At 70.6% G+C, this 19,581-nt stretch carries 20 protein-coding genes and 1 pseudogene; 11 read left to right on the top strand and 10 right to left on the bottom strand.

Annotation, left to right across the window (positions count from 1 at the left end; all coding sequences use genetic code 11):
- Positions 1-24: 24 nt before the first annotated feature.
- Genes MYK68_RS09975 through MYK68_RS09950 form a run of 6 tightly spaced genes read right to left on the bottom strand, consistent with a single transcriptional unit; the run spans position 25 to position 7,863 of the window.
- Positions 25-732 (bottom strand): response regulator, encoded by a 708-nt coding sequence (locus tag MYK68_RS09975; RefSeq protein WP_283255295.1) that lies wholly within the window; start codon positions 730-732, stop codon positions 25-27.
- Positions 729-3,254 (bottom strand): sensor histidine kinase, encoded by a 2,526-nt coding sequence (locus MYK68_RS09970; protein WP_247867829.1) that lies wholly within the window; start codon positions 3,252-3,254, stop codon positions 729-731. Before MYK68_RS09970 ends, MYK68_RS09975 begins: the two co-directional genes overlap by 4 nt.
- A gap of 9 nt (positions 3,255-3,263) precedes the next feature.
- A complete protein-coding gene (locus MYK68_RS09965) occupies positions 3,264-3,893 on the bottom strand; it encodes a potassium-transporting ATPase subunit C (RefSeq protein WP_247867828.1) in 630 nt (209 codons plus the stop codon).
- 6 nt (positions 3,894-3,899) lie between these two features.
- Positions 3,900-5,999: a potassium-transporting ATPase subunit KdpB gene (kdpB, locus tag MYK68_RS09960; protein WP_247867827.1), complete on the bottom strand. Its 2,100-nt coding sequence runs from the start codon at positions 5,997-5,999 to the stop codon at positions 3,900-3,902.
- Entirely contained in the window at positions 5,996-7,762 is a 1,767-nt protein-coding gene (gene kdpA, locus MYK68_RS09955; protein ID WP_247867826.1) for a potassium-transporting ATPase subunit KdpA, read from the bottom strand. Before kdpA ends, kdpB begins: the two co-directional genes overlap by 4 nt.
- Before the next feature lie 2 nt (positions 7,763-7,764).
- Positions 7,765-7,863, bottom strand: a complete 99-nt coding sequence (locus tag MYK68_RS09950; RefSeq protein ID WP_247867825.1) for a potassium-transporting ATPase subunit F — start codon at positions 7,861-7,863, stop codon at positions 7,765-7,767.
- A gap of 316 nt (positions 7,864-8,179) precedes the next feature.
- Between MYK68_RS09950 and MYK68_RS09945 the strand changes: the two genes are divergently transcribed.
- Positions 8,180-8,836: an LGFP repeat-containing protein gene (locus MYK68_RS09945; RefSeq protein ID WP_247867824.1), complete on the top strand. Its 657-nt coding sequence runs from the start codon at positions 8,180-8,182 to the stop codon at positions 8,834-8,836.
- Between the two features lie 2 nt (positions 8,837-8,838).
- Here the strand turns inward: MYK68_RS09945 and MYK68_RS09940 are convergent, their stop codons facing one another.
- A complete protein-coding gene (locus MYK68_RS09940) occupies positions 8,839-9,696 on the bottom strand; it encodes a LysR family transcriptional regulator (protein WP_247867823.1) in 858 nt (285 codons plus the stop codon).
- A gap of 69 nt (positions 9,697-9,765) precedes the next feature.
- Here MYK68_RS09940 and MYK68_RS09935 point away from each other — a divergent pair, with 69 nt between their 5' ends.
- The 7 genes and pseudogenes from MYK68_RS09935 to MYK68_RS09910 all read left to right on the top strand — a co-directional run bounded on the left by MYK68_RS09935 (position 9,766) and on the right by MYK68_RS09910 (position 14,753).
- Positions 9,766-10,731 carry an EamA family transporter gene (locus tag MYK68_RS09935; RefSeq protein ID WP_349306173.1) on the top strand — a complete coding sequence of 322 codons (966 nt, stop codon included), beginning with the start codon at positions 9,766-9,768 and terminating at the stop codon, positions 10,729-10,731.
- Between the two features lie 87 nt (positions 10,732-10,818).
- Entirely contained in the window at positions 10,819-11,178 is a 360-nt protein-coding gene (locus MYK68_RS09930) for a hypothetical protein (RefSeq protein WP_247867822.1), read from the top strand.
- A 117-nt stretch (positions 11,179-11,295) separates the two neighbouring features.
- A complete protein-coding gene (locus MYK68_RS09925) occupies positions 11,296-11,916 on the top strand; it encodes a LysE family transporter (protein ID WP_247867821.1) in 621 nt (206 codons plus the stop codon).
- A 333-nt stretch (positions 11,917-12,249) separates the two neighbouring features.
- The gene (locus MYK68_RS09920) at positions 12,250-12,660 is read left to right on the top strand and encodes a VOC family protein (RefSeq protein ID WP_247867820.1); all 411 of its coding nucleotides are present in this window, start codon (positions 12,250-12,252) and stop codon (positions 12,658-12,660) included.
- Positions 12,594-13,142: pseudogene (locus MYK68_RS20885) on the top strand (maleylpyruvate isomerase family mycothiol-dependent enzyme); the annotation flags it as partial. The gene MYK68_RS09920 and the pseudogene MYK68_RS20885, both read left to right, overlap by 67 nt.
- Position 13,143: 1 nt before the next feature.
- Entirely contained in the window at positions 13,144-13,299 is a 156-nt protein-coding gene (locus MYK68_RS09915) for a hypothetical protein (RefSeq protein WP_247867819.1), read from the top strand.
- Between the two features lie 263 nt (positions 13,300-13,562).
- Entirely contained in the window at positions 13,563-14,753 is a 1,191-nt protein-coding gene (locus MYK68_RS09910) for an IS110 family RNA-guided transposase (RefSeq protein WP_371307615.1), read from the top strand.
- A 42-nt stretch (positions 14,754-14,795) separates the two neighbouring features.
- On the opposite strand, the gene MYK68_RS09905 is transcribed toward MYK68_RS09910, so the two are convergent.
- Complete coding sequence (locus MYK68_RS09905; protein ID WP_247867818.1) at positions 14,796-15,254, bottom strand: hypothetical protein; 459 nt, start codon at positions 15,252-15,254, stop codon at positions 14,796-14,798.
- A gap of 22 nt (positions 15,255-15,276) precedes the next feature.
- The gene (locus MYK68_RS09900) at positions 15,277-15,849 is read right to left on the bottom strand and encodes a DUF6328 family protein (protein WP_247867817.1); all 573 of its coding nucleotides are present in this window, start codon (positions 15,847-15,849) and stop codon (positions 15,277-15,279) included.
- Between the two features lie 165 nt (positions 15,850-16,014).
- On the opposite strand from MYK68_RS09900, the gene MYK68_RS09895 reads away from it, so the two are divergent.
- The 3 genes from MYK68_RS09895 (at position 16,015) to MYK68_RS09885 (ending at position 18,996) form a co-directional block, all read left to right on the top strand.
- Positions 16,015-17,076, top strand: coding sequence for a 2,3-butanediol dehydrogenase (locus tag MYK68_RS09895; protein ID WP_247867816.1), 1,062 nt, complete (start codon positions 16,015-16,017; stop codon positions 17,074-17,076).
- Positions 17,077-17,153: 77 nt separating this feature from the next.
- On the top strand, positions 17,154-18,389 hold the full coding sequence (locus MYK68_RS09890) for a saccharopine dehydrogenase family protein (protein ID WP_247867815.1): 1,236 nt from the start codon (positions 17,154-17,156) through the stop codon (positions 18,387-18,389).
- Between the two features lie 10 nt (positions 18,390-18,399).
- Positions 18,400-18,996, top strand: a complete 597-nt coding sequence (locus tag MYK68_RS09885) for a TetR/AcrR family transcriptional regulator (RefSeq protein WP_247867814.1) — start codon at positions 18,400-18,402, stop codon at positions 18,994-18,996.
- On the opposite strand, the gene MYK68_RS09880 is transcribed toward MYK68_RS09885, so the two are convergent.
- Complete coding sequence (locus MYK68_RS09880; protein WP_247867813.1) at positions 18,974-19,549, bottom strand: dihydrofolate reductase family protein; 576 nt, start codon at positions 19,547-19,549, stop codon at positions 18,974-18,976. The two genes, MYK68_RS09885 and MYK68_RS09880, sit on opposite strands and share 23 nt — an antisense overlap.
- Positions 19,550-19,581 lie beyond the last annotated feature (32 nt).

Genomic DNA, 19,581 nt, shown 5'->3' with positions numbered 1-19,581 from the left:
CGGATCCGGCGGCGGCACCGCCGGTCACGGCTCGAAGCGGTAGCCCATGCCCGGTTCGGTCAGCAGATGCCGGGGACGGGACGGGTCCTCCTCGAGTTTTCGCCGCAGCCCCGCGAGGTAGACGCGCAGGTAGTTCGTCTGCTCGATGTACGCCGGACCCCACACGGCGGTCAGGATCTCGCGCTGGGTCACCAGCCGGCCGGAATGCCGGACCAGCAGTTCCAGGACGCCCCATTCGGTGGGGGTCAACCGGACCGGCGCGCCGCCGCGGGTGACTCGCTTGGCCACCAGGTCGATCGAGACGTCGCCGGCCTCGACGACCGGTGACGGCGTCGGTGCGGCGACCACCGCGCTGCCCCGGCGGATCGCCGCCCGCAGCCGGGCGACGAACTCCTCCATCCCGAACGGCTTGGTCACGTAGTCGTCGGCGCCCGCGTCGAGCGCCGAGACCTTGTCCGACGCGTCGCTGCGCGCCGACAGCACGATCACCGGGACCGCCGTCCAGCCGCGGAGGCCGGCCAGGACCTCGAATCCGTCCATGTCGGGAAGGCCGAGATCGAGGACGACCGCGTCGGGCGCCGATCGCGCGGCCGCCTTCAGCGCACCGGCTCCGGTATCGGCGGTGATCACGTCGAATCCACGGGCACGCAGATTGATCCGGAGCGCCCGCAGCAACTGTGGTTCGTCGTCGACGACGAGGACGCGCCCCACGTCGGCAGGTGCGGATGTCACGTCGCCTCCTCGTCGGCCGCGTCGGCCGGTGCGTCCGATCCGACCGGCAGCTCGACGATCATCGTCGTCCCGCCGCCCGGTGTCCCGGTCGCTTCGAGGGTGCCACCGACCGCGGACACGAAGCCTGCGGCGACAGCCAGTCCGAGCCCGACCCCGGAGCCCGGGGAGCGCTGATCCCCGAACTGGTGGAACGGCTGAAAGACGCGGCCGGCGGCCGGCATTCCCGGGCCATGATCGATCACCGCCAGCCGGCAGCGGATGCCGCCGTCGCGCTCGGCCACCGTCGACGTGCGCAGTTCGACCGGGCCGGCGGTGTGTCCCAGCGCGTTCGCGACGAGATTTGCGAGGACCCGTTCCAGGAGTCCGGCGTCGGTGCGGGCCCACGCGCAGCCGAACCGCACCTGCGCGATGCGGTCGGCCCGGTCCGCCGCCGCGATGACCCGGTGCACGACCTCCGGCAGGTAGGTCCGCCGCAGCACCGGATGGACGACACCGGCCGCGAGGCGAGAGGAGTCCAGGAGATTGCCGACGAGCGCGGTGAGCTGGTCGACGGACTCCTCGGTCGTCGCGAGCAACTCCGCGGTGTCGTCCGGACCGAACGTGAGATCGGGGCTGCGCAGGCTGCTCACCGCGGCTTTCGCCGCGGCGAGCGGGGTGCGCAGGTCGTGACTCACGGCGGTCAGCAGGGCCCGCCGCAGTTCATCGGTGCGGGCGAGCTCGTCCGCGTCGGCGGCCTCCGCGGTAAGGCGGTCGCGCTCCAGCGCCGCCGCCACCTGGCTGGCGACCGCGCCGAGCACGCGGCGTTCCCGCGGACCCGTCTCCGGTCCGCGAAGCAACAGTGCGTAGGTCCCGCCGGAGGCCTCACAGACGGTGGTGGCCTCGTCGCTCGAGCGCGGTGGCGCCGTCCCGACGGACGCCTGCACCACGAGTTCACCGGCGACCGCCCGTGCGGCGGCGACCGACTCCTGCTGATAGACGTCGCGGACCCGGCCGAGCAGGTCGGTCACGCCCGCACCGTCGAGCACGGCCCCGGAGAACATCGACAGCAGTTCGGCGTCGCGGCCGGCCAGCGCGGCCTCCCGGCGCCGCACCGTCGCCGAATCGACCAGGCCCGCGACCGCGATCGCGACGACGATCATCACGATGATGGTGATCAGGTTGTCCGGGCTCGACACGGTCAGCGTGTACCGCGGCCCGGTGTAGAGGAAGTTCAGGAGCAGACCCGAGACGACGGCCGACAACGCGGCCGGGCCGATGCCGCCGAGCAGGGCGACAGCCAGCACACCGACGAGGAACAGCGACGACTTGCTCGACAAGCCGAGGTGCGCATCCAGCGGCACCAGAAACGCGGCGACCAGCGCCGGAACGACCAGGGCGAACACCCAGCTCAACGGGCGATGCAGGCGCGTGTGCCGGATGTCGAGGGGCGACCTGGACGACTCGGAGTGGGTCACCATGTGAACGTCGATGCGTCCGCTGTCGCGCACCACCCCGGCGGCGACACCCTCGTCGAGCAGCCGTCGCCAGCGGGAGCGCCGGGACGTCCCGAGGACCAGCTGGGTGGCGTTGACCGCCCGCGCGTAGTCGAGCAGCGTCACCGGAACGTCGTCTCCGACGACCGTGGTGAACCTCGCGCCGCAGTCGTGCGAGAGGCGGCGCAGCGCATCGGGATCGACGACCGGGTCGGCCAGGCCGTCGCCGCGGACCACCCGCACGACCAGCAGTTCCGCGCTGGCCCGCGAGGCGATGCGGCGGGCCCGGCGAATCAGGTCCGAGGATTCCGGCCCGCCGGTCACCGCGACCACGACACGCTCGCGGGCCTCCCACGTGTCGGTGATGGCATTGGCCGCCCGGTAGTCGGCGAGCTTCTCGTCGACCCGGTCGGCCAGCCAGAGCAGAGCCAGCTCACGCAGGGCGGTGAGATTGCCCTGCCGGAAGAAGTTCGCGAGCGCGCCCTCCGCGCGGACCGGTCCGTACACCTTCCCCTCGGCCAGCCTGCGGCGGAGGGCGGCCGGCTCGATGTCGACCAGCTCGATCTGGTCGGCGCGCCGCACCACGACGTCCGGCACGGTCTCGCGCTGCGGCGCTCCGGTGATCTCGGCGACCACATCGTTGAGGCTTTCCAGATGCTGGATGTTCACCGTCGACAGGACGTCGATCCCGGCGTCGAGAAGCACGTCGATGTCCTGCCACCGCTTGCCGTTGCGCAGGCCCGGCGCATTCGTGTGCGCGAGTTCGTCGACCAGGACGACGGCGGGCCGCCGGGCCAGGACGGCGTCGAGATCGAGTTCCTCCAGGACGGTGCCGCGGTACCGCATGCGGCGCCGCGGCACGGCCTCGAGGCCCTCGGCCATCGCGGCGGTCGCCGGGCGGCCGTGCGATTCGACGATGCCGACCACGACGTCGACGCCCTCGGCGCGCAGGGTCTGCGCGCGTTCGAGCATCTCGAAGGTCTTACCGACGCCCGGGGCGCAGCCGAGGAAGACCTCGAACTGACCCCGGGTCACCGGATCGTCGTCCATTCGCCGAGCCTATCGGGCGCCGGTCCGGCCATGCTGCGCCGCGCAGTCCGGCACGCGGTGCCCGAGCGCCAGATTGACCCCGAGCACGTCGACCCGCGCCTCCCCGAGGAAGCCCCACTGGCGCCCGCGGGTGTGCCGGTCGATGATCTCCTGGACGCGGCGCGGGTCCATCCGGAGGACACGGGCCAGACGCGGCACCTGGAGCGCGGCGTACGCCGGTGAGATGTCCGGGTCGAGTCCGGACCCGGATCCGGTCACCGCATCGGCGGGCACGCGCGACGGGTCCACACCCTCCCGGCGGGCGATCGCGGCGCGACGCTGGAGAATCGTCGTGCGCAAGCGGGTGCTGTTGGTCCCGAGGTTGCTCGGTCCCGAGGCCGACGGATCGACGGACGGGCGGCCGTGGAGATAGCCGTCCGGGACTCCGGCCGGCGGTTGCGGATCGACGCCGATGAGCGACGACCCGGCGGGACAGCCGGCGGAGTCGTGGAGGACGGAGCCCTCGGCGGTGTGGGCCGTCGCCCGGGACAGCACCCAGACCGACGCCGGATAGGCGAGCCCGAGCACCGCGGTGAACATCACGAGCACGATCGCGCCCGCACCGAGTTGCCGGACGAATCCGCGCAGGAGGTTCTTCATCGTCGATCACCCCATTCCCGGAAGCAGACGGACCACGAGGTCGATGAGCGCGATGCCGACGAACGGTGTCACGACCCCGCCGAGACCGAAGACGAGCAGATTGCGCCCCAGCAGCCGCGACGCCGACCCGGCCCGGTATCGCACACCGCGCAGCGACAGCGGGATCAGCGCCACGATGATCAGGGCGTTGAAGATCACCGCCGAGGTGATCGCGGAGGCCGCCGAATGCAGGTGCATGACGTTCAGGGCGCCGAGTTGCGGGTAGACGGCGGCGAACAGGGCGGGCAGGATTGCGAAGTACTTGGCGAGATCGTTGGCCAGCGAGAAGGTGGTCAGCGCGCCGCGGGTGATCAGCAGTTGCTTCCCGATCGCGACCACCTCGATGAGTTTGGTCGGATCCGAGTCGAGGTCGACCATGTTGCCTGCCTCTTTCGCGGCCGCGGTGCCGGTGTTCATCGCGACCCCGACGTCGGCCTGGGCCAGGGCCGGCGCGTCGTTGGTGCCGTCGCCGGTCATCGCCACCAGCCTGCCGTGGGCCTGTTCGGCGCGGATCAGCGCGAGCTTGTCCTCTGGGGTGGCCTGGGCGACGAAGTCGTCGACCCCGGCGGTCGCGGCGATCGCCCGCGCGGTGAGCGGGTTGTCGCCGGTGATCATCACCGTGCGGATGCCCATGGCGCGCAACTGCGCGAACCGCTCGGCCATCCCGGGTTTGACGACGTCGGACAGTTCGATCACGCCGAGTACCCGGGCCGGCCGTCCGGCGGGTGCCGCGCCGACGATCAGCGGGGTGCCGCCGGCCTGCGAGATCGTGGTGACCGTGGCGCCGATCTCGGGATCGATCTCACCGCCGGTGCTCTCCACCCACCGCTGCACGGCGTCGGCGGCGCCTTTCCGCAGTTCCTGCGGGTCGGTCCCGGCCACATCCATGCCGCTCATCCGGGTGGTCGCGGTGAACGGCACCACCCGGTAGCGCGGATCCGCCCCGGACCGGGCCGCGGCGAGTTCGTCGGCGGGCAGCGGGATCACCTCGTAGCGCTCCACGGCGAGGTCGAGGATGCTGCGGCCCTCGGGGGTGTCGTCGGCGAGACTGCACCGGTAGGCGAGGCGCGCGAGGTCGGCGGCCTCGACTCCGGGCGCCGGGTGCAGGGCCGTCGCTCGGCGGTTGCCGAAGGTGATGGTGCCGGTCTTGTCCATCAGGAGCGTGTCGATGTCCCCGGCGGCTTCCACGGCGCGGCCGCTCATCGCGAGCACGTTGCGCTGCACCAGCCGGTCCATGCCCGCGATGCCGATGGCCGACAGCAGGGCGCCGATCGTGGTCGGGATCAGGCAGACCAGGAGCGCGATGAGTTTCAGCGGGTCGGCCGCCGCGCCGGTGTACTGCTGCATGGCGCCGGTGGCGACCACGGCCAGGAGGAAGACGAGGGTGAGCGCGGTCAGCAGGATCTGCAGGGCGATCTCGTTCGGTGTCTTCTGCCGGGCCGAACCCTCGACCAGGGTGATCATCCGGTCGACGAACGTCTGCCCGGGCTCAGCGGTGATCCGCACGACGATCCGGTCCGACAGCACCACGGTGCCGCCGGTGACCGCCGACCGGTCGCCCCCGGATTCGCGCACGACCGGCGCCGACTCGCCGGTGATCGCCGATTCGTCGACGGTGGCGATGCCTTCGACGACATCACCGTCGCCCGCGATCACCTCGCCGGCCTCGACGACGATCCGGTCGCCGACGCGGAGCTGCGAGCCGGGAACGTCGACGAGGCCGCCGTCGTCGCCGAGCAGGCGGGCGACGGTGTCGCGTTTCACCTTGCGCAGACTGTCCGCCTGCGCGCGGCCGCGGCCTTCCGCGACGGCCTCGGCCAGCCCGGCGAAGATCACCGTGAACCAGAGCCAGGCGACCACCAGCCACGCGAAGACGCCGGGATGCCAGAGGGCGAGCGCGGTGGCGATCGTCGCCCCGAGATACACGACGAACATCACCGGGTTGCGCGCTTGCTCCCGGGGAGTCAGCTTGGTCAGCGCCTGGGGCAGCGCCGCGGCCAGTTGCCGCGTGTCGAAGGTGCCGCGCCGGACCAGACCGGTCTCGGTGGCGTCATCGAGGTGGTTCACAGCATCGCCTCCGCGATCGGGCCCAGCGTCAGCGCCGGGAAGAAGGTGAGTCCGGCGACCAGCACGGTGGTGCCGAGCAGCAGCGCCCCGAAGAGGACGCCGTGCGTGGGCAGGATCCCGCTGTCGGCGTCGGCCGGTGCGTGCGCGGTGCCGGCGAGGGCCGCCCCGCCGGAGGCGACGACCGGAGCGTCCGCGGCCCCCGATTCGCCGCCGCGCGGACGCTGGTTCGCCAGCGATCCGGCCAGGGCCAGCACCAGGATGATCGACAGGAAGCGTCCGAAGAACATGGCGAGGCCGAGGGACAGCTGGAACCAGTCGCTGGTGACCGTCAATCCACCGAAGGCGCTGCCGTTGTTGTTGGCCGCCGACGCGTACGCGTACAGGACCTGGCTGAAACCGTGGATGGCCTCGGGCGTCCCGGGCGGCCCCGGATCGATCATGGCCCCGGTGGTCGACGACAGGATGATCGCGATCGACGTGCCGGTCAGCACCAGCACCGGCATCACGAGGACGTACAGCATCGCCAGGGTGATCTCGCGCCGGGTCACCTTCTTCCCGAGGAATTCCGGGGTCCGGCCGACCAGGAGCCCGCCGATGAACACGGTGATCAGAGCGAGGACGAGGATCCCGTACAGACCGGAACCGACCCCGCCGGGAGCGACCTCGCCGAGCAGCATGTTCGCCAGTGCGGCACCACCGGTGCCGGCCGCGAGGCTGTCGTGGGCGGCGTTGACGGCGCCCGTGGAGGTGCCGGTGGTACTGACCGCGAACAGCGCCGTGCCCGGGATCCCGAAACGCAGCTCGGTGCCCTCGAGGTTCGCCCCGGCCGCCGCCGAGGCCAGTCCGGTCGGGCGCGTCTGCAGGGACCAGGCGACCGCCAGCATCGATCCCCAGATCACCGCCATGACCGCCAGCAGGGTGAGGCCCTGGCGGCGGTCGCCGACCAGTGTGCTGTAGGTGCGCGTCAGGCACACCGGGATCAGCAGCAGGGCGGCGATCTGAACGACGTTGGTCAGCGGGGTCGGATTGGAGAACGGGTGCGCCGAATTCGCGGCGAGCGTCCCGCCGCCGTTGGTACCCAGCACCTTGATCGCCTCCTGGCCGGCGAACGGGCCGATCGGACTGTGCACGGCGCGGCCGTCGAGCACCGTGTAGTCGACGCTCGAGTGCCACGACTGCACGGCGCCCTGCGCGACCAGGACCAGCGCGATCAGTACCGCGAGCGGCACGAGGACACGGAGGGTGCCGCGAACCAGGTCGACCCAGAAGTTGCCCAGCACCCCCGTCCGTGACCGCGCGATCAGGCCGCGGATCAGGGCGACCGCGACCGCCATGCCGACCGCCGCGGACAGGAAGTTCGCGACCGTCAGACCGAGCAGCTGCGTCAGATTGCCCATCGTCGTCTCCGGCGAGTACGACTGCCAGTTGGTGTTGGTGACGAACGAGATCGCGGTGTTCAGCGCCATCGCCGGCGGGATTCCGGGCTTGTGCCCGTTGCCGCCGAGCACACCCTGCCATCGCTGCAGCGCGTAGAGGAGAAGGATCGAGACAAGCGAGAACGCGAGAACGCTGCCCGCGTAGGCCCGCCAGGTCTGACCGGATGCCGGGTCGACGCGGGCGAGTCGGTAGAGGATCCGTTCGGGCGCGGAGTGCCGGCGCGAGCGGTAGACGGCGGCCATGTAGTCGCCGAGCGGCACATAGGCCACGGCGAGCACCATCAGGACCGCGGCCACTTGGAGGAGACCGGCGACGGTGTCGTTCATCGTCAGAACCGGTTCGGGCTGATGAGCGCCACCAGCAGATAGCCTGCGGTGCCCGCGGCGGCCAGCAGCAAGGCGACCGTCACGAAGCCGGCGGCGGTCACCGGCCGGACCCGTCGTCGAGTCCGCGTATCGCGAGCAGACACCCGCCCATCGCCGCCAGTGCGACGACGATCATCACCACATCCGCCATCTCGTCGTGACCTCCTGCGCGGAGGCACGGTGCCGCCGCCGATCAGTCACGCTCGTCGCCGGAGAGGCGGTGCGCCAGGGGTCTTAACGGGATCCATACGCCCGTCGACCGCTCTTTGACACACTCCTGTCACCGACGATCCTGTCACGGGCGGTTACAGTCAGACGGGGCGTGTTCTCCGCCACAGTGCGGTCACGGCCCGACCCGACAATCCCGAGAGGAACCCCATGAGGAAGCTCACCTACCGTCGCACGGCCCTCGTCGCCGGTCTCGCCGTTCTGACCCTGACGGCCGCGGGCTGCAGCAGCGACAAGAAGGACGACGCATCGGCGACCACGACCGCCTCGGTCACCGCCACCTCGGCGGCGGAGAGCCCGGCGGCGTCCGACACGAGCGCGTCGGCGGCGACGTCGACCTCCGCGGCGGCCGATTCGGTGACGCTCACCGGGGAGCGCGACGTCGAGGTGACCCTCACCGGCCCGATCGCGGTCAAGTACTCGTCGGCGACGGAGGCCCAGAAGAAGGACCTCGGCAAGCCGCTGACAGGTGACCACAACGCCGAGAAGCGCGACAGCGGCGTGGTGTTCCAGCAGTTCCAGGGCGGTGTGATCACCGCGAAGAACGACGACCCGGGCACCCCGGCGTACATCACCTGGGGCAAGATCCGGGATGCCTGGAACGTCGAGCGCGACGCCGAGGGCGTACCGGTGAAGACCGGTGGCTCCAACGGTTCGGCCGGGCCGCTCGGCATCGCCACCAGCGACGAGCAGACCGAGGGCCACCTGAAGGTCTCGACCTTCGAGCACGGCAAGGTCACCTACGACACCAAGACCGGCAAGGTCACCGTGGTGGTCAACGGCAAGGACGTGCCCAGCGGCCTGTAGCCCTACTGCCCGTAGAGGCCGGTCACGGTGTCGATGAGGGCGGCGAGACCTTTCGGTCGGGCGTCGCGCCACCAGGCCAGCCGCACAGAGATCCGCGGGCCGTCCTTCACCGGCCGGTAGACGACGCCCGGCCGCGGATGATGCTCGGCGGTCGCCTCGGCCGTCGTGCCGACCCCGCGGCCGGCGGCGATCGCGTCGAGCCAGGTGTCGACGTCCGCCGATTCGACGATGGTCGGCGCCCGCCCGTGTCCGAGCCAGAGGGCCTCTGTGGTGGTGCCGACGCGCGAGTCGGTGATGACGGTGCGCTCGGCGATCTCGGCCATGCGCAGTTGCCGTCGGCGGGTCCATTCGGGGTCGTCGGCGGCGAACGCAGCCAGGCGCCGTTCCAGGCCGACGACGACCGATTCGAAGCGGCGGTCGTCGACCTCGCGGCGCACCACGGCGACGTCGCACAGGCCTTCGGCGAGGCCGGCGGTCGGTGAGTTGTACCGGACCAGTTCGAGGGCGATGGTCGGCTGCTCCCGCGCCCACCGGCGTTGCAGGGGAGTGGTGTGCCGGCCGAGCGCGGCCCACGCGTAGCCGAGGCGGAGCACCGAGTGCCGGGTCTGCAGGAACTCGTCGAACCGGGTGGCCTCGGCGAGGACCCGCCGGGCCTGCGGAAGCATCTGCCGGCCGATGACCGTCGGCTCGCACCCGCGCGGGATGCGGCGCAGCAGCTGGGCGCCGACACCGCGCTCGAGCGCGGCGATGGTGCGCGAGACCGCGGCCTGTGAGACGTGCAGTTCGGCGGCCGCCTCGGTGAAGGATCCGAGCTCGGCGGCGGTCACGAACACGCGCAGTTCCCGCAACGTCCAATCCATAACCTAAGTGTATGGCAGCGACGATATATGCACTAGGAGAATCGCCTCGATGCTTCTAGCGTGAGCCACATGAGCCAGTCCACCGAGGTCGCCGCCGCAGACTCCACATCGTCCGGACCAGCGCCCGCGGACGCCTCCGGGCGGGCCGTCGGCATCGCGATGATGCTGACCAGCGCCGCGTCCAACCAGTCCGGAGCGGCCGTCGGCGCCCTCGCGTTTCCGGCGATCGGCCCGGTCGGTGTGGTGGCGGTGCGCCAGATGCTCACCGCACTGGTGCTGGTTCCCCTGGTCCGGCCGCGTTTCCGGACCTTGACGCGCGCTCAGTGGCGGCCGGTCCTCGGCCTCGGCCTGGTCTTCGCGGTGATGAATCTGTCTCTCTACGCGTCGATCGACCGGATCGGCCTCGGCCTCGCGGTGACCCTCGAATTCCTGGGGCCGCTGACGGTCGCCGTCGCCGGATCGCGCCGGGCCCTCGACCTCGGGTGCGCCGGCCTAGCCGCCGTCGGAGTGCTGGTGCTGACCAGCCCGGGGCCCACCACCGACGTCCTGGGCATCGCGCTGGCGCTGGTCGCGGCGGCGGCCTGGGGGTCGTACATCCTGCTGAACCGCTCGCTCGGCAGGCAGCTCCCCGGCCTGCACGGCACCGCGCTGGCCAGCGCGGTGACCGCCGGCCTGTGGCTGCCGGTCGCGGTCGTCTGGTTCGTCCACCGGCCGCCGACCCTGCATGCGGTCCTGCTCGCCGCAGCGTGCGGGGTGCTGGCCTCGATCATCCCGTACGCCGTCGACGCACTCGCTCTGCGCCGCGTCCCGACGTCGATGTTCGGCACGTTCACCTCGATCAATCCGGTGTTCGCCGCGCTCGCCGGATGGCTCGTGCTGGGGCAGGCCCTCGCGCTGCACGAATGGGTCGGGATCGTGCTCATCGTCGTCAGCAACGCGGCCGTGTCGGCCACCTCCGGAGTCACTCGCCGAGTTCCCGGATCGGCCGGGCGGGCACCCCGCCCACGATCGTCCTCGGCGGCACGTCGCGGGTGACGACGGCCCCCGCGGCGACGCCTGTAGGGCTACAGCGGCAGGTGATACGGGCGTAGCATCGGAGGCCCGAGCGGAGAGGACCAGACGATGTCCGCACACCTGCGCCACACAGCCCTGCGTACCGTGTCGATCGCCGCAGCCGTCGGCGCCGCCGCGATGTTCGGCGTCGCCGGTCCGGCGTCCGCCGACGTCAAACCCGGTACCTACACCTCCACGACGTCGTCGTCGGGCGTGATCCTGCTCCAGCGGGACGCGCGCGTCGAGGGCCACGACCTGGTGCTGATCGGGCGCTACCCGATTCATCCGACGCGCACCGGTGGCTACGTCGACCTGTTCCCGGGCCATCGGGTGATCCTGATCAGCGACGGCCACGGCGGATACCACGGCCCAGCGTATCTCGGCGGTGCGGTGATCGGCTCGATCACCCTGACCCCGCACCGCCGCTGACCGACGGCCTACACTGAGCGCCCGGCCGGGCGGGCGAGCGGCTGACCGCCCCGCGAAGGTCAGCGCCGATCCGGCGGTTCTCTCGTGGCTCTCCGGATCCGTAAGCTCACGGGCAGAATGTCGTACTCCACCTGGCTGGCTCTGTTGTCAGCGTGCCTGCTGATCAGCTTCACCCCCGGCGCCGGCGCGGTGAACACCATGAACAACGCCCTGCGCGTCGGGATCCGCCGGGCCATCTGGGGGATCCTCGGGCAACAGACCGCGTTGCTCATCCAGCTGGTGATCGTCGCGGCCGGGCTGGGCCTGGTGATCGCCGGTTCGCCGACCGCGTTCGCGGTGATCCGCTACTGCGGCGCGGCGTACCTGATGTACCTGGGTGTCCGGCAGATCCTCGACGGCCGCCGGCCGGCCGCCGAGGTCGACTTCAAGGCGGGCCCGGCCACGCCGCGGTCGATGTTCGTACGCGGGATGTGGGTCAACCTGCTCAACCCGAAGGCGATCGTCTTCCTGCTGGCGTTCATCCCCGGCTTCGTCCGGCCCGAACGCGACCTGCTGCTGCAATACACCATCATCGGCCTGACGATCGTGGTGGTCGACGTGCTGGTGATGTGGCTGTTCTTCGCCGTGGTGGGGAAGTCGTTCGCGCGCTTCGCCTCCACCGACTCCGGGCGGCGCGTCCTGGGCTGGATCTTCGGACTGCTGTTCATCGGCGTCGGCATCCTGCTGGTCGTGGTGTGACTAGGCCACCAGAGCGCGCCGTGCCGAGCGAGGCCACCAAGGCGTGATCATGCCGCCCCTTCGACCTGTACTGGCGGATCTGGACCGTGCTGGCGAATCTGGACGGTGCGGTTCAAGTAGCGCCAGTACGGTCCAGATCCGGCGGGTTCACGGAAGAACGCCAGCGGCGCCGACCTCGGCTCCACGGCACGACAGGGCACGCGCCAGCGCATCGTCACCCGAATCGCACAGACGCACAGGTCATCGCGCGATGACCTACTGCCGTCGGCGAGCCTCGGCCAGCGACTCGAACAGCCCCGACCACAGCGCCGGGGGAGTCGTAGGCTCGTGTGCATGACGACCTCGCAGCACGACGGTCTTGGCGCAGCCGACATCATCGCGTTCCTGGCGACGACCGAGCCCGAACGCGCACGGGAGTTCTACCGGGCGACACTCGGGCTACGACTGGTATCCGATGACGGTTTCGCGCTCGTCTTCGACGCCGCCGGCACCATGCTGCGGATTCAGAAGGTCGACGAGCACCGGCCGCCGCCGTTCACGGCGCTCGGCTGGCGGGTCGACGACATCGCCGAGACCGTCGCGGCACTCTCGGCCCGGGGCGTCGAAATGGCCCGCTATCCGGGCCTCGATCAGGACGGGTCCGGGATCTGGAACGCTCCCGGTGGCGCCCAGGTCGCGTGGTTTCACGACCCGGACGGCAACACCCTGAGCCTCACCGAGTTCCCCGGCCCGGACCGGTCGTGACCGCCGGGCGACGCAGCGTGTTCAGTGTGCGCGATCTCGCCTACCGCGAGCGCGAGTCATTCGCGCGGTTCCTGCGCGAGTTGCCGGCGGGGGACTGGCGGAGGCCGTCGCTCTGCGCCGGATGGACCGTCCACGACGTCGTCGCCCATGTGCTGAGTTTCGAGGAGCTGACGACGCCCGCGGTGTTGCGGCGCTTCGGGCGGCATCGGTTCCGGCTGTCGGACGTCAACGACGCCGGCGTGGCCGAGTATCGAGACTGGGAGCCGGACCGGCTGATCGCACGCATGGAGTCGCACCTGGACCCGCGGGGCCTGACCACCGGATTCGGGTGCCGCGTCGCCCTGCTGGACGCGATGATCCACCAGCAGGACATCCGGCGGGCCCTGTCACGACCCCGGGAGATCCCGGCCGATCGGCTGATTCCGGCACTCGGCTTCGCGCGCTTCGCACCCCCCGATCGGCGCCCACCGCCGGGTCCTCGGCTTGTCGTTCCGGGCCACCGACGTGGCGTGGAGCGCCGGATTCGGGCCGGAGGTCCGCGGACCCGGCGAGGCGATCGTCATGGCCGTCGCCGGCCGCACGACAGCGCTCGACGAGTTGACCGGCGCCGGCGTGGACCGGCTGCGGCGCCGGTGCTGAGCCCCCGGGGATGCCGGCACCGAGCCCCGTTACCTTCTAGGTAGCTCTTCACCGAGGAGCTGCGGTCGCCAGGTCCGGTATGACTGAGCGCCCCTGTCTCACGCATGATCCGGGGGGTGATGTCGCCGGACGTGGTGGACGTCGATGAATCGCTGATAGGGACAGGACCACTCTTCGAGCAAGGTCTCTTCGTAACGTGGGTGCCGAACATTGACGTCAGATCGGCGACCGCCCGATTCAACACCGAATCGAGGTCGATCGACATGACCGAGTACGCCGTCTATTGCGGCATTGACGTGGGAAAATCCGGGCACTACGCCATCGGGCTCGACCCGCAAGGCGCACGCATCTACGACAAGGTCCTCCCCAACGACGAAGCCCGACTCAGAGCCGTCTTCGCGGCATTGGCCAAACGCGGTGAACTGCTCGTGATCGTCGATCAGCCCAACACCATCGGGGCCCTGCCGGTCACCGTCGCCCGGGCCTGCGGGCACACCGTCGCCTACCTTCCCGGCCTGACGATGCGCCGCGCCGCCGACCTCTACCCCGGCCAAGCCAAAACCGATGCCCGCGACGCCTTCGTCATCGCTGACGTCGCACGCACGATGCCGCACACCTTGCGCCGGGTCGACCTGGGTGATGACACGTTGGCCGAGCTCGACGTGATCGTCGGCTACGACGACGACCTGGCCGCTGAAGCGACCCGCACCAGCAACCGCATCCGCGGCCTGCTCACCGGCCTTCACCCGGCCCTCGAACGCGTGCTGGGCGAGAACATCACCCACCCCGCAGTCCTGGAAATCCTCTCCCGATTCGGTGGACCAGTCGGGATTCGCACCGCCGGCCGACGCCGCGTGAGCACCGTGGCAAAGAAGCACGCACCCCGGATCGGAACCCGTCTGACCGACGAGATCTTCGCCGCCCTCGACGAACAAACGGTCGTCGTCCCCGGAACCACCGCCGCCGAAGCAGTGCTGCCCAAACTCGCCGAATCATTGAAAGTGACTCTGCGGCAACGCCATTCACTCGAAACCACGATCGAGGAGATGTTCGCCGCGCACCCTCTTGCCGCGGTCCTGACCTCGATGCCAGGCATCGGCGTCAGGACCGGCGCCCGCATCCTCCTCGAAGTCGGCGACGCCAGCGCCTTCCCCTCCGCCGGGCACCTCGCCGCCTACGCAGCGATCGCCCCCATCTCCCGAATCTCGGGTACCTCCATCAAGGGCGAGCACCCCGCACGCGCCGGGAACCGCAAGCTGAAACGAGCCCTGTTCCTCTCCGCGTTCGCCGCCCTGCACGACCCGACCAGCCGCACCTACTACGACCGCAAACGCGCCGAAGGCAAGAAACACAACGCCGCACTCATCTGCCTCGCCCGCCGCCGCTGCGACGTCCTCTACGCCATGATCAAGAACCGCGAACCCTACCGAGCACCCGTACCCGCCGCGGCTTGACAAGTGTCATAGGGACACCCCCCGGGGATCAGCGCACCGCCGCTACGCCTTGGCGGCGGTGACGGCGGCGACCAACTGCTGCACGCACTCCTCCGCGGCCGGCTCGGTGCCGAGGCCGACGAAGAACGACCCCGGCGAATTGTTGTCGCCGGGGAATCCGGTGATCGAAATGCCGGGCTCGGAATGGCCGGTGAGCTGCTGCAACCGTGAGCCCTCCGAGATCGACGCCTCGCGCAACGGGAGAGTCAGTGCGCTCACGCCGCGCTTCGCACCGGCGGTCACGATCACCAGGTCGGCGCCGCCGAGCACCATGTAGACGTCGCTCTCCGGATCCTTGTCGGCGCGGTTGCGCAGATTCACGCTGTGCGTCGCCCAGACGGGTGAGTCGACGGCGATCGTCAGCTGGTTCGCCTCACCGCACGACGTGACGGCGTTCAGGATCTCCGGCGGCAGCGCCGAGAGGCTCATGCGGGCGGTGCTGCGGCGATACATCGGCTTCATGCGCTGATCGTAAACGGCTGGATCACTCCTGGTCGGGGCCTCCGCTCCGGTCGGAACGTTCGAGTGAGTCCAGGGCGCGGAGCGGAACCCCGACCCACAGCCAGGTGAGGACCACAGAGGCGACGATCCCCGCGGCGGCGGCCGCCCACCACGACGCGGTGGCCGCGCGCACGACCAGCGTCGCCGAACCGGCGAGAGCGAGCGCGAGGGCGCCGAGACCGACCATCGTCTCCCGATGCGTCACCGCGACCACCCGCCGCAGACTGTGCCGCCGGAACAACATCCGGTGCAGGGCGATCGGGGCGAGCAGAAACGCGACGGCGAGCAGTGCGGCACCGACGGTCACCAGGTAGACGGCGACCCCGGCGTCGTCCAAGACGTCGAACCTCGATTGGAAGGGCACGATCAGGAGGAATCCGGCGAGCACCTGCACCCCGGTCTGCAGGACCCGCAATTCCTGGATCAGCACCGACCAGTTGCGGTCGAGCCGCTGCGTCGCGGTCTCGCCGCGCGCCTGCTCGTCCCATTCGCGTTCGGCGCGGTCGCCGGGATCGGGACGCGCACGGAGCCGCCGCACCGTCGAGCGCAGACCCATCGAGCACCACCGACTTCCGTACGACTACCCGTCCGAGGATAGTCACGCATTCCGCGATTCCCTCGGGGAGCGGAGCCGACCCGTGCAACCCTCCGCATCCCGCGACGCCGAGCGCACCGGTCCGTAGCGTCGGCCCCACATGTTCGGCGACCGAGGGAGAATCCGATGCGCGCAGCCCGCTACTACGACCGAAACGACATCCGCATCGAGGACATCGACGAACCGGTTCTCCAGCCGGGCAGCGTGGCGATCGACGTGGCCTGGTGCGGGATCTGCGGCACCGATCTCCACGAATATCTCGAGGGCCCGATCTTCATCCCGCCGGCCGGTCACCCGCACCCGATCTCCGGTGAGGACGCCCCGGTGACCATCGGCCACGAGTTCTCCGGCACCGTCACGGCCCTCGGCCCGGGCGTCGACGACCTCGCGGTCGGCGACAGCGTCGTGGTGGAGCCGTACATCGTCGGCGAAGACGTCGACACCGGTCCCGGCCAGAACTACCAGCTGAGCAAGGACATGAACTTCATCGGTCTCGGCGGCCGCGGTGGGGGACTATCGGAGAAGATCGTCGTCGAACGACGCTGGGTGCACCCGGTCGGCGACATTCCGCTCGATCAGGCCGCGCTCATCGAACCGCTGTCGGTCGGGCATCACGCATTCGTGCGGTCCGGGGCCGCGGCCGGCCAGACGGCGATCATCGGCGGCGCCGGGCCGATCGGGCTGCTGACGGCCGCCGTGCTCAAGGCAGAGGGCTTGACGGTCTACATCTCCGAACTCTCCGATGCGCGCAAGGCGAAGGCCCGCGAGACCGGTGTCGCCGATGAGGTGTTCGACCCGCGCGACGGCGACGTCGCCGAGAAGGTGCGGGCCCTCACCGGCGGCCGCGGCGCCGACGTCGGCTTCGAATGCAGCTCCGTGCCGGTGGTCCTCGACATGCTGATCGACGCCGTGAAGCCGGGTGGTGTGATCGTCAACGTATCCATCTGGGGCCACAAGCCGCCCGTCGACATGCCGAGTCTCGTCCTGAAGGAGATCGATCTGCGCGGCACCATCGGCTACGCGAACGACCATCCGGCGACGATCGCCCTGGTACAGAGCGGCCGGATCGACCTCGCGCCGTTCATCACCGGTCGCATCACGCTCGACGAACTGGTCTCGAAGGGTTACGACCAGCTGATCAACAACAACGAAGAGCACGTCAAGATCATCGTGGACCCGCACGCCTGACCCGGCGGCCGCCACCGGCCGGCGAACCCTTCTGATAGATTGACCTAACTGTCAATCAATTAGAATCGAGGTCCGCGATGCGAGTGATGGTTCTCGGTGGGGCGGGGGAGGTCGGCGCCGCCATCGTCGCCGCACTGGCTGACGATGCGGAGATCGACCGGATCGTCGTCGCCGATCGCGACCTCGACGGCGCACGCCGCGCGGCGGCCCCGGCACGATCGCGGGCGGTCGTCGTCGGTCTAGATCTGACCGACGACGACGCCCTGCGCGGAGCGCTCGACGGTGTCGACGTGGTGGCCAACGCCGCCGGGCCGTTCTACCGGTTCGGCCCGGCCGTGCTGCGCGCGGCGATCGCCACCGGCACGGACTACGTCGACGTCTGCGACGACCCCCATCCGACACTGGCCATGCTCGGCCTGACCGATGCGGCCCGCGACGCGGGTGTGACGGCGCTGATCGGCATGGGCGCCAGCCCCGGCGTCGCGAATCTCCTCGGACTGCTGGCCGGACGAGACCTCACCACCGTCACCGGCCTCGTCACGGGATGGAACATCGGTGCCGCGCACTCGGAGAACCACGGCGGCACCTCCGCGGCGCTGCGCCACGGCATCCACGAGATCGCCGGGTCGATCCCGTGCCTGTACGACGGCACGATCACCGAGCGGCCCGCCCTGCAACCGGTCCACCTCGACTATCCGGGCATCGGGCCGGTGCGCGGCCTGTCGTTCGGGCACCCGGAGGCGGTCACCGGCCATCTCGCGTTTCCAGCACTCCGCACCAACATCAACGTCGCGGTCTGCGACCGGCTGACCAGCGGGGGACTGCGCGCACTGCGGGCCGCCGTCCGCCGCTGCCGGATGTCTCCGGAGGCCGCCGCCAAGGTGGCGGGCCGGCTGCAACGTCTCGTCCCGACCGAACCCGCCCAGCTCCTGCGGCGCGGCACGCCGCCGCCGATCTTCGCTGTCGCCACCGGACTGCGCGACGGCCGCGCCGACACGGTCGCGGTGGGACTGGCCCAGGTGCCCGGCTTCGACATGCCGACCAACACGGCGGTTCCGCTGGCGACCGCGATCCCGCTCGTGCACGCGGCGAACAAGCCGGGCGTCCACGTGCCGGAGACACTGCTCGACCCCGAGCAGTTCTTCACTCGCTACGCCCGGCGGTGCATCGGACAGCCTTCCGCGTCGGCGGTCGCGGTGACGACACGGGCGTCCGCGTCCGCCGCGGAGAACCGCGCGGCGCTGTCGGCGTCGCTCTTGACCGCCGCGCTCGCCGGGGCCGCGCCATCGTCGTCCGGACGGGCGATCGGGTAATCTCCGCACCATGTCGGCTGCTCACCGGCCCGTGGGCCGTCCGGACAAGACCGACGAGCGGACGGCTCAGATCCTGGCCGCGATGGCGGGGGTCGTCGCCCGCGACGGACTCACCGGCGCGACGATCTCGAAAGTCGCCGAGGCCGCCGGCTTACGGCGAACGCTCGTTCTGCACTATTTCGGCAATCGGGACCGGCTGGTCGACGCCTTCCTCACCCAGACCGTCGCCGCGTACGGTACCGCGATGGTCAACATCGACCGTCTCACCACCGCACAGCTCATCGACGCGGCGTTCGAACCGGGCATCTATCACAGCGACCTGGACCTGGCGGTCTGGCTCGATCTCGTCGCGCTGGCCGCCCGCGACCCCGCGGTGCGCGACCGGCTGCACCGGCTGTGGCGGGAGAGCTGGCTCCCGGCGATCGCCGGCCGGATCGTCGCTCAGATCCCGGGTACCGATGCGGCGCGGGCACACAGTGTGGCCTACGCGCTGGTCGCCGTCTTCGAAGGGCACTGGTCCCTCGTCGCCCAGGGGGTGCCGACCGCCACCGACACGGCCGCGGCGAAGTCGGCGGCCCACGCGCTCATCGGGACGCTGGCCCGGTGAGCGGGCGGTAGCGGAGAGCGACCGCGCCCGAGCCGAACTCGCGGCGATCCACGAGTTCCAGACGAAGACGCTCGCGCAGGCCGTCCAGCAGCGTCGGCCCGTGCCCGGCGACCACCGGCTGCACCACGAACTCGTACTCGTCGATCAGTCCCAGATCCGCCAGCGCCCGGGGGAGCGTCACACCGCCCACCCACAGGCAGGCGCCCGGTTCCCGCTTGAGCTGGTGCACCGCCTGCCCGACATCGCCGCGCACCAGTTCCGCGTTCCAGTCGACGGTGTCCAGCGTGCTCGAGACGACGTACTTTCTCGCCCGGTCGATGGCCTCGGCGAACGGCACTTCCCACTCGTCCATCCAGTCGGGCCACGTCCCGGAGGCGGGTCGCCGCCACGCCGACGCCATCATCTCGTAGGTCACCCGGCCGAACAGCAGCGCATCGGCTCGCCCCATCTCGGCGGTCCAGTAGCGCATCGACTCCTCATCCGGCGGAAGTCCCGCCTCGTGGTGGCAGCAGCCGTCGAGCGTGACGTTGATCGAGTAGCGAAGCGGTCTCATCCTCCCTACTCAACACCGGTCCGCGCCGGTGA

It is taken from the genome of Gordonia sp. PP30, assembly GCF_023100845.1.
Lineage (GTDB): Bacteria > Actinomycetota > Actinomycetes > Mycobacteriales > Mycobacteriaceae > Gordonia.
Note: the sequence above shows the minus strand (reverse complement) of the source record. Positions and strands in the feature narration are given on the sequence as shown.

Coding starts and splice junctions, on each gene's coding strand:
- MYK68_RS09970 (WP_247867829.1), bottom strand. CDS start 3,254: ATGGACGACGATCCGGTGACCCGGGGTCAGTTCGAGGTCTTCCTCGGC.
- MYK68_RS09965 (WP_247867828.1), bottom strand. CDS start 3,893: ATGAAGAACCTCCTGCGCGGATTCGTCCGGCAACTCGGTGCGGGCGCG.
- kdpA (WP_247867826.1), bottom strand. CDS start 7,762: ATGAACGACACCGTCGCCGGTCTCCTCCAAGTGGCCGCGGTCCTGATG.
- MYK68_RS09945 (WP_247867824.1), top strand. CDS start 8,180: ATGAGGAAGCTCACCTACCGTCGCACGGCCCTCGTCGCCGGTCTCGCC.
- MYK68_RS09940 (WP_247867823.1), bottom strand. CDS start 9,696: ATGGATTGGACGTTGCGGGAACTGCGCGTGTTCGTGACCGCCGCCGAG.
- MYK68_RS09935 (WP_349306173.1), top strand. CDS start 9,766: ATGAGCCAGTCCACCGAGGTCGCCGCCGCAGACTCCACATCGTCCGGA.
- MYK68_RS09930 (WP_247867822.1), top strand. CDS start 10,819: ATGTCCGCACACCTGCGCCACACAGCCCTGCGTACCGTGTCGATCGCC.
- MYK68_RS09925 (WP_247867821.1), top strand. CDS start 11,296: ATGTCGTACTCCACCTGGCTGGCTCTGTTGTCAGCGTGCCTGCTGATC.
- MYK68_RS09920 (WP_247867820.1), top strand. CDS start 12,250: ATGACGACCTCGCAGCACGACGGTCTTGGCGCAGCCGACATCATCGCG.
- MYK68_RS09910 (WP_371307615.1), top strand. CDS start 13,563: ATGACCGAGTACGCCGTCTATTGCGGCATTGACGTGGGAAAATCCGGG.
- MYK68_RS09905 (WP_247867818.1), bottom strand. CDS start 15,254: ATGAAGCCGATGTATCGCCGCAGCACCGCCCGCATGAGCCTCTCGGCG.
- MYK68_RS09900 (WP_247867817.1), bottom strand. CDS start 15,849: ATGGGTCTGCGCTCGACGGTGCGGCGGCTCCGTGCGCGTCCCGATCCC.
- MYK68_RS09895 (WP_247867816.1), top strand. CDS start 16,015: ATGCGCGCAGCCCGCTACTACGACCGAAACGACATCCGCATCGAGGAC.
- MYK68_RS09890 (WP_247867815.1), top strand. CDS start 17,154: ATGCGAGTGATGGTTCTCGGTGGGGCGGGGGAGGTCGGCGCCGCCATC.
- MYK68_RS09885 (WP_247867814.1), top strand. CDS start 18,400: ATGTCGGCTGCTCACCGGCCCGTGGGCCGTCCGGACAAGACCGACGAG.
- MYK68_RS09880 (WP_247867813.1), bottom strand. CDS start 19,549: ATGAGACCGCTTCGCTACTCGATCAACGTCACGCTCGACGGCTGCTGC.